Raw genomic sequence first — 8529 nt, 5'->3', positions numbered from 1 at the left:
TTCTTTGCCTTCTTTCTTGTCGTGCAACAAGAAAGAAGGTCGCCCGCCGGGGCGAGACCCGGCCAACGTCACGCCAAGCAACGGAAAGCCGTCCCGTAACGGCTCAACCCGCAGAAGGTCGAATGAATTCGACCCCACAGGAGCCCCCTCCCCTACCAGGCCTTCACCATGTCCCACGCCAGCTTGGCGATCAGCACGGACACCACCACCAGGAAGGCCTGGCGCACGAAGGCGGTGCCGCGGCGCAGGGCGAGCCAGGTGCCCACGTGGGCACCGGCCAGGTTGCACGCGGCCATGACCAGACCGACCGTCCACAGCAGCGGCCCGTGGCTGGCGAAGAAGCCGATGGCCGAGACGTTGGTGGCCACATTGATGAGCTTGGCGCTGGCGGAGGCGCGCAGGAAGTCCATGCCGAACAGGCGCACGAAGCCGAAGATCAGGAAGCTGCCCGTGCCCGGCCCGAAGAAGCCGTCGTAGAAGCCGATCACACCGCCGAAAACCACCGCCCGCCAGCGGTCGGCGGGGGTCAGCTCGCGGGTTTCGGCATGGCCGAAATCCTTGCGCCGGAAGGTGTAGATGGCCACCGCCAGCATCAGCACCAGAACCAGCGGACGCATGGCCTCCCGGGGCAGCCAGGCCACCACGGCTGCGCCGACCCAGGCGCCGGCCAGGGCCGCCAGGGCTGCCGGCACCACCACCTTCCAGGGGATCTGCACCGAGCGGGCATAGCGCCACAGGGCAGCGCTGGTGCCGGCGATGCTGGACAGCTTGTTGGTGCCGAACAGGGTGGGGATGGCCACCTGGGGGTAGTGGCTGAGCAGCACGGGGATCTGGATCAGGCCACCACCGCCCACCACGGCGTCGACCAGGCCGGCGAAGAAGGCGACAGCGCCGAGAAACACGAACTCAAGGGGCATGGGAAATACTCAAGAGAGGGTCAGACGGGGCGCCGGGAGGCGGGGGACAGGGGCTCGCCCCAAGCCTGGCCGCAGACCAGGACGGGGCGACCATCGTCCTCATCCACCAGGTCGGCATATTGCCTCACCAGCTTGGCGAGGGAGTCGGTTTCGAGCTTGGCGGCGAGCCGTGCCCGGTGGACCTCCACCGTGCGGGGGGAGACGGCGAGGGCGCGGGCTATCTCCTTGTTGGTCAGCCCTTCCACCAGCAAGCCGAGCACTTCCCGCTCCCGCTCCGAGAGGCGGGCGTAGAGGCTGCGGGCATGGAGGTCACGCTGCTGGCGCTGACGGTCGAGCACATGTTGGCCCACTGCCTTGCGCAAGGTGTCGGGCAGCCCACTCCGCAACGAAGACATGGGCAGGAACTCACGCGCCCCGGCCTTGAAGGCCCGGCGGCACAGGTCCACGGTGGCCTGCCGGGCCAGGACGATCACGGGCAGGTCGATGCCCCGGGAGGGCAGGCGCTCCAGCATGGCCAACTCGGGGCCCGCCGGACTCACATCGACGAGCAAGGCTCCGGTGGCTTCAGGATCAAGGCCCGCCAGTAGCGCATCGGGGCCCCACCAGGCCCGAAAACCGATTCCCAACTCGGCGACCAATCGGGCGACGCGCTGGCCCGCAGTCGGGTTGGGGGTGACGAGATGGATGCACGGAAGGCGCGGAGAACAGATCATCGGAGACTCCCTGAGCGGGGTCCGCAAATGGGGCGAACGCGCCTGGCGCCCTCTGCCCCCAAGCCACACAAAGCGGACCTGACGAAAAAAGGGCCCGACCCTGGACGGGTCGGGCAAGGGAGCCTTCCCGAGGAAGGGAAGGCCGAGGGAGAAATGGATCAGGCCGAAGCCGTGGCGGGCGCCGCCTCGCCGGCCACCGGCAGGGCATCGTCCGAGTCGTCCAACTGCGGATCCACCGGATCGATGGCCTCTTCCCACTTGGCCACGGCCGCCGTGGCGATCGCGTTGCCCAGCACATTGGTCGCCGTGCGCCCCATGTCGAGGAAGTGGTCGATGCCCATGATCAGCAGCAGGCCGGCCTCCGGCAGATGGAACATGGGCAGCACGGCCGCCACCACCACCAGGGACGAACGGGGCACGCCGGCCACGCCCTTGCTGGAGACCATCAGCACCAGCAGCATGGTGATCTGCTCGCCGAGGGACATGGGGATGCCGTAGGCCTGGGCCACGAACAGGGCGGCGAAGCCGGTGTACAGCATGGAGCCGTCCAGGTTAAAGGAATAGCCCAGGGGCAGGACGAAGCCGGTGATGCGGTTCTTGACGCCGAACTTCTCGAGTTGCTCCATCAGCTTGGGGTAGGCCGATTCGCTGCTGGCGGTGGAGAAGCCCAGCAGCATGGGGCTGCGCACCAGCTTGATGAGCCGGAACACCTCGCGGCCCAGCACCGCGTAGCCGGCACCGATGAGGATGGTCCACAGCACGGCCAGGGCGATGTAGAAGCTGGCCAGCAGCTTGCCGAACACGCTCAGCATGCCCAGCCCCTGGGTAGTCACCACCGCCGCGACGGCAGCGAAGACACCCAGCGGGGCAAAGCGCATCACGTAGTCGGTGACCTTGAGCATCACATGGACCACTTCATCCATGGTCTGCACCAGGCTGCGGGCCGCCTGGCTGTGCAGGTTGCCGAGAGCCAGGCCGAAGAACACCGAGAACACCAGGATCTGCAGCACCGAGTTGCCCGCCATGGCTTCGACGATGCTCTTGGGGAAGACATGGGTGATGAAGTCCTTCAGATTGAGGGCGCCGGTCTTCAGGTTGGTGGCGGCACCGGCCTCGGGCAGGGCCATGTTCAGCGCGTGGCCGGGCTGCAGCAGGTTGGCGAAGATCAGCCCGACGGTCAGGGACACCAGGGAGGCGCCGATGAACCAGCCGAGGGCCTTGGAGCCGATGCGGCCGACGGTCTTGGAGTCGCCGATGTTGGCGAGGCCGGACACCAGGGTGGCGAAGACCAGCGGCGCGATGATCATCTTGATCAGACGCAGGAAGATGTCGGTGATGATGCCGAAGTAGCCGGCGATCTCCTTGGCCGCCTCGGGCGTGGGCGCCGCCTGGTTACAGACGTAACCGACGAGGATGCCGAGGATCAGTGCGGCGAAGATCAGCAGTGAGGATTTGTTGGCTTTCATGATCGTATCCCGGTGATGGATCAGGCGGCCTTGCGGGCAGGCAGGGCGCGCGGACGGGTCAGCACTTCGGGGCGCAGCACCTCGGCCAGGGCCTCGGCGGTCATCAGGCCGCGCTCCAGCACGATCTCGGCCACACCACGACCGCTGGCGTGGGCTTCGGCGGCCACGTCGGTGGCATGGGCATAGCCGATGTAGGGGTTGAGGGCGGTGACGATGCCGATGGAGCGCTCGACGCTGGCGCGCAGGGCATCCCGGTTGGCGGTGATGCCATCCACGCAGCGGTCGGCCAGCACCACGCAGCCCTTGGTCAGGTGCAGCACACTCTTGAACAGGCTGTGGGCAATGATGGGTTCGAAGGCGTTGAGCTGGAGCTGGCCGGCCTCGGCGGCGAAGGTGACGGTCATGTCGTTGCCGATGACCTCGAAGGCGATCTGGTTCACCACCTCGGGGATCACCGGGTTAACCTTGCCCGGCATGATGGAGGAGCCGGCCTGGCGCGGCGGCAGGTTGATCTCGCCGAAGCCGGCACGGGGGCCGGAGGACAGCAGGCGCAGGTCGTTGCAGACCTTCGAGAGCTTGGCCGCCACGCGCTTGAGCACGCCGGAGAGCTGGATGAAGGCGCCGCAATCCTGGGTAGCCTCGATCAGGTTAGGAGCCGTGACCACCGGAATGCCGGTGATCTCGGCGAGGCGGCGGCACACCAGGCCGGCGTAGTCGGGGTGGGCGTTGATGCCGGTGCCGATGGCGGTGGCGCCGAGGTTGATCTCGCGGATCAGCAGGGCGGCCTCCTTGAGGCGCTCCTCGTCCTCGCCGAGCATGGTGGCGTAGGTGGAGAACTCCTGGCCCAGGGTCATGGGCACCGCGTCCTGCAGCTGGGTGCGGCCCATCTTCAGCACGTCGGCAAACTCCTCGGCCTTGCGCTCGAAGGCCGCGCGCAGGTAGGCCATGGCGTCCACCAGGCGGAAGATGCCCACGTAGGTGGCCAGCTTCAGCGCCGTGGGATAGACGTCGTTGGTGGACTGGCTCATGTTGACGTGTTCGTTGGGGTGCAGATAGGCGTACTCGCCGCGCTGGTGGCCCATGATTTCCAGCGCACGGTTGGCGATGACCTCGTTGGCGTTCATGTTGGTGGAGGTGCCGGCGCCCCCCTGGATCACGTCCACCACGAATTGCTCGTGCAGGCGGCCGACCACCAGCTCGTCACAGGCGGCAGCGATGGCCTTCATCCGCTCCTGGTCGAGCAGGCCCAGCTCACAGTTGGCCTGGGCGGCCGCGCGCTTGATCTCGGCCAGGGCACGGATCAGGTCCGGATAGACGGCGATGGTGATGCCGGTGATGGGGAAGTTCTCGAGGGCGCGCAGGGTGTGCACGCCGTAGTAAGCAGCGGTCGGGACTTCCTTGTCGCCGAGAAGATCGTGTTCGAGGCGGGTGGTGGCGGTATTCATATCTGTCTCCTTGGGTGTGAACCGGGGGCTGGCCTGAAGCCGGCCGGGCCCTCCTTCCATTGCAGAACGCGTGCCACCCCGGCGAACGTCTGCCGCCACCCACAAGAGACTGATTTAAAACAGTTTTGATTTTCATCACAGACGGCCTCGTCCGGTTATCCGGATGAAACCGCCCGTGGGCATCTGGAAATCCGAACCCTCAGGACAGGCCGGAGGGTCCTGCAGATGGCAGATCCGCCATCAGCGCCTCCCCCGGCGCCGAGCAGCCTTTGGCACAGCAGCGCCCAGGCTGGCGGTTGTGGGTGATGGGGCGTGCCGGGTCGGTGCTCACGCCCCGGTCCAGCAGGCGCTCCACCAGGGCCACCTTGTCGCCCACCGGGTAGTGGCGCCAGATCTCCTGCTTCATGGCCGCCGGCGAGCCACCCCCGTGGAGGCTGATCACCGAATACCAGCCGGCCTGGTACGAGGCTGTCAGATCCTCCATGAAGCGCGCCGCCTGGATGCGTTTGTCGTAGGGCACGCCGGGCGCCGCCCGGAGCACATCGGCCAGATTGGCGGCGGTGACCGGGTTGTGGTCCTCATCCGGCCCGGGCAGGGTGACGATGAGCCCGCCGGACACGTAATGGGCGATGCGCTGCATGTCGTAGATCTGGTTGGCCAGCAGCAGCTTGCCGATGTTGGAGTACACGGGCTCGGGCATGAAGCTGCCACTGTCGGCGTCGGCCCGGGCATAGGTGGACGCGGCCACGCCGCAGGCATAGAAGCCTTCGACGATCTTGATCAGCTCCACCATCTGGTCGCGCAGGTGGGTCTCCTTGCCGGGGTCGAAGCCGTTGGCCTCGCACATCAGCGCCCCCGCCCCGATCAGCAGATCGCCAAACCCGGCCCGGGCGGCAATGCAGCTGTGGCGGTGGTGGGTGGCGTAGTCCCGGGTGAGCTGGCCGGAATGGGCCCACTCACCTGCCAGAAAGACCCGCTCCCAGGGCACGAACACCTGGTCGAAGATCAGCACCCCGGTGGACTGGCCATACTTGTTGCTGAACAGGGCGGCTTTCTCACCCGGCCGACCGGCGGGGCGCGCCACGATGGTCAGCCCCGGAGCATCGCAGGGCACGGCGCAACACACGGCAAAATCGGCATCCTCCTGGCCCATGTGGCGGCCGGGCATGACCAGGAATTCATGCATGTAGGGCGCACCGGTGACGATGGCCTTGGTGCCGGACAGGGTGATGCCCTTCCCGTCCCGGGCCACGATGTGCACGTAGCTGTCGGGGTTGGCCTGCTGATGGGGGCGCAGGCTGCGGTCGCCCTTGGCGTCAGTCATGGCGATGCCGATGGACAGGTCGGCGTCCTGTACCGCATGCAGCCAGGCATCGAAGCGGGCGTCGTATTCGCTGCCGGTGGCCGCATCCACCCGGCGTGACGACTGGTACAGGGCGCCCAGGGCATCGTGGGCCAGGTAGCGCTGGGCGCAGCCGGTCTCCTGGCACAGCAGACGCACCGCCTCGAGCTTGTTGAGGAGATCCCCGCTGCTCATGTCGATGTGCAGCATGCGGTTCACCACCTTGCCCGAGCTGTGCTGCACGGCCGTCATCAAGGGCGCCAGCTCCGGGCGGAGAGCGAAGTCGTAGGTCACCCCGAGGGCACGGATGCCCGGGGCGAAGGCGGGCTCATCGGGCACCGAATCGACCCGGCGACCATCCAGATATACAACGGGCCGATGGGAGCGAAGGGATTCACGATAGTCGTCGGCAGACATGAACATGAGCGGCTCCAGGGGAACAATGAACCCGCAATGTGAACATTGTTCTCAATTTCGTCAAGCCGTTCACTTCCTGATCCGACATGGTAGATTCCGCCCATGACCGACGCCCCTGCCACCCCCCGCGCCCAGCGCCGCCAGGCTGTTTCCGACCTCAAACGGCAGATGATCCTCGATGCCGCAGAACGCATCTTTCAGCAGGAGGGGCTGGACGGCGCCCACATGCGAGCCATTGCCAGGGAAGCCGGCTACACGGTGAGCGCCCTCTACAAGTATTACGCCAGCAAGGAGGAGATCTACGCCGACCTGCTCGCCGCCTCCCTCGACCGCCTGCATGCCTCAGTCGAGGGAGCGACTTCTGCCGACGTGGCACCGGCGCTGCGCCTGCGCAGCCGGGCCCACGGCTTCTTCGACTTTTACCTGGCCCACCCGCGGGAACTGGACCTGGGCTTTTACCTCTTCCGCGGCCTGCAGCCCCTCGGCCTCAACCCGCAACTCGACGCCCGCCTCAACCAGCGGCTCGCCGACAGCCTCACCGGCATGCAGGCCGACATGCAGGCCCTCGGCCTGCCCGAAGCCGACGCCCTGCGTGAGACCACCGCCCTCTTCGCCCATGCCACCGGCGTGCTGCTGCTGGTGCACACCGGGCGTATCCGCATGTTCGGCCAGCAGGGGCCGGCCCTGTTCGACACCTACCTCGACGGCCTCATCGCGCGGATCCCCAGCCCGGCCTCACCACCCTGAAAACATCATTCGATGTGCATATAAACGGATTAGTATTATGAATATTTCATTAAATCGATCCGTTCATGCCGAGGCCTCCTGGCGATAGCCCAGCCAATCGCTCACCTGCCCCAAAACGGCGGGGCAACAGTCACGAACACCGTGTCATCGCCCTGCTGGAAGCCCTCTTCTCCGCCCTGCCCACTCCGGGCCACGCCCCTGCCAGCAGCGCCGACCTGCTCGTCGACACCTATCTCGACGCCGCCACAGCACGCCAGGCCGAGCACTTTCTCGCCGCCCTGAGGCACGCATCCCCGACCGCCCTGCGCGCCCTGGGCCGGCAGCGCCAGTGTGCCTTCGATGCGGCAAGGGGACACTTCGCTGCCGCCTGGGCCGCCTTTCACGAAGCTACCCGCCTCAGCCCGGGGGCACCGGCGCTGGCCTGCCTCGAAGTCACCACCTTGATGGCAGAGGGGCGGCGGGACGAAGCCCGCTGCACAGCCCGCCTGTGGGCAACACGCCTGGCCAGCAATCCGGCCCGGGATTTTTCCGACCTCATCGCCCACCTCCACGACATGGCCCACCACGACCCGGCAGTACTCACCGACAATGGCCCGGACGACGGCCGCCTGATCGAACGTCTCCTCCAGCATATCGACGCCTGGCCCGCCCCCGCCTGCCACTATCGCCTGCACAAGTCCATCGCGCTCGCCCCCCGCCGGGCGCTCGCGGGGCTGGAGTCCCGCTGGGCCATGGTCTCCCCCTTCAACGACGCCGCCGCACCCGGTGCCTGGCTGGAGATGTTCCTCGGCGAGCCCCTGTGCGCCCAGTCCTTCCTCGTCCTCAACGACATGGCCGAGATGATGCGCCAGGCCCCCGTCGGCAAGCCCGCCTCCACCCGCGCCCTGACCCGCGCCCTCCTGCTGCGCGGTGAGGCCTTGCGCATCGCTGTGCTGGAAGGATTGCAGGCCTGTTATCAGCCGCTGCCCTGGCACCACCCGGGCAACCAGCCCCTGCTGTGCCTGGCCGCCGACCACGCCCGACTCTTTGCCGCCCCGGGTGATCACACCGCCCTGGCGCCCCTGCGCTGGTCGGTGCAGATTGCCAGCCCCGACGATGAAACCGGCCTGCGTGACCTGCTGGTGCACACACTCACCAGCTGCGGCCACGCCGCCGAAGCCCTGGCGGTGGCCGACCAGGCCGGGTCGGACGACGCCTTCTCCCGTCACGGCCGGGTGCTGGCCCTGTTTGCCCTGGGCCGGCTCGACGAAGCCCGGAAGGCCTTGGGCGACTGCCAGGCCGACAGCCCGCTGATCTGGAAGACCCTCGTCAGCCCCGCCCCCCGCAAACCAAAGATGCGCCCCGGCGTGTATACCGTCGGTGGCCGCGACGAAGCGTGGATCTACCGCCAGACCTATCTCGACTACTGGCGGCATGCCGGCGCCCTGGTCTGGGCGGCCGACACGCAGCCCGGGCCGGCCCATGGCGGGGAGTGCTAGCATT

At 67.4% G+C, this 8529-nt stretch carries 7 protein-coding genes; 2 read left to right on the top strand and 5 right to left on the bottom strand.

The window, feature by feature from the left end; translation table 11 throughout:
- Positions 1-152: 152 nt before the first annotated feature.
- The 5 genes from L6Q67_RS20810 to L6Q67_RS20790 all read right to left on the bottom strand — a co-directional run bounded on the left by L6Q67_RS20810 (position 153) and on the right by L6Q67_RS20790 (position 6306).
- On the bottom strand, positions 153-917 hold the full coding sequence (locus L6Q67_RS20810; RefSeq protein ID WP_296574293.1) for a TSUP family transporter: 765 nt from the start codon (positions 915-917) through the stop codon (positions 153-155).
- Between the two features lie 20 nt (positions 918-937).
- On the bottom strand, positions 938-1630 hold the full coding sequence (locus L6Q67_RS20805) for a LuxR C-terminal-related transcriptional regulator (RefSeq protein WP_296574291.1): 693 nt from the start codon (positions 1628-1630) through the stop codon (positions 938-940).
- Positions 1631-1788: 158 nt separating this feature from the next.
- The gene (locus tag L6Q67_RS20800) at positions 1789-3096 is read right to left on the bottom strand and encodes a dicarboxylate/amino acid:cation symporter (protein WP_296574289.1); all 1308 of its coding nucleotides are present in this window, start codon (positions 3094-3096) and stop codon (positions 1789-1791) included.
- 20 nt (positions 3097-3116) lie between these two features.
- On the bottom strand, positions 3117-4541 hold the full coding sequence (aspA, locus tag L6Q67_RS20795) for an aspartate ammonia-lyase (RefSeq protein ID WP_296574287.1): 1425 nt from the start codon (positions 4539-4541) through the stop codon (positions 3117-3119).
- 199 nt (positions 4542-4740) lie between these two features.
- Positions 4741-6306 carry a 4-hydroxyphenylacetate 3-hydroxylase N-terminal domain-containing protein gene (locus L6Q67_RS20790; RefSeq protein ID WP_296574286.1) on the bottom strand — a complete coding sequence of 522 codons (1566 nt, stop codon included), beginning with the start codon at positions 6304-6306 and terminating at the stop codon, positions 4741-4743.
- A gap of 96 nt (positions 6307-6402) precedes the next feature.
- Between L6Q67_RS20790 and L6Q67_RS20785 the strand changes: the two genes are divergently transcribed.
- Both L6Q67_RS20785 and L6Q67_RS20780 read left to right on the top strand, forming a co-directional pair.
- Entirely contained in the window at positions 6403-7047 is a 645-nt protein-coding gene (locus L6Q67_RS20785) for a TetR/AcrR family transcriptional regulator (protein WP_296574284.1), read from the top strand.
- 65 nt (positions 7048-7112) lie between these two features.
- The gene (locus L6Q67_RS20780) at positions 7113-8525 is read left to right on the top strand and encodes a hypothetical protein (RefSeq protein WP_296574281.1); all 1413 of its coding nucleotides are present in this window, start codon (positions 7113-7115) and stop codon (positions 8523-8525) included.
- Positions 8526-8529 lie beyond the last annotated feature (4 nt).

This window comes from Zoogloea sp. (assembly GCF_023150065.1).
In the GTDB taxonomy this organism is placed as follows: Bacteria; Pseudomonadota; Gammaproteobacteria; order Burkholderiales; family Rhodocyclaceae; genus Zoogloea.
Note: the sequence above shows the minus strand (reverse complement) of the source record. Positions and strands in the feature narration are given on the sequence as shown.

Coding starts and splice junctions, on each gene's coding strand:
- L6Q67_RS20810 (WP_296574293.1), bottom strand. CDS start 917: ATGCCCCTTGAGTTCGTGTTTCTCGGCGCTGTCGCCTTCTTCGCCGGC.
- L6Q67_RS20805 (WP_296574291.1), bottom strand. CDS start 1,630: ATGATCTGTTCTCCGCGCCTTCCGTGCATCCATCTCGTCACCCCCAAC.
- L6Q67_RS20800 (WP_296574289.1), bottom strand. CDS start 3,096: ATGAAAGCCAACAAATCCTCACTGCTGATCTTCGCCGCACTGATCCTC.
- aspA (WP_296574287.1), bottom strand. CDS start 4,541: ATGAATACCGCCACCACCCGCCTCGAACACGATCTTCTCGGCGACAAG.
- L6Q67_RS20790 (WP_296574286.1), bottom strand. CDS start 6,306: ATGTTCATGTCTGCCGACGACTATCGTGAATCCCTTCGCTCCCATCGG.
- L6Q67_RS20785 (WP_296574284.1), top strand. CDS start 6,403: ATGACCGACGCCCCTGCCACCCCCCGCGCCCAGCGCCGCCAGGCTGTT.
- L6Q67_RS20780 (WP_296574281.1), top strand. CDS start 7,113: ATGCCGAGGCCTCCTGGCGATAGCCCAGCCAATCGCTCACCTGCCCCA.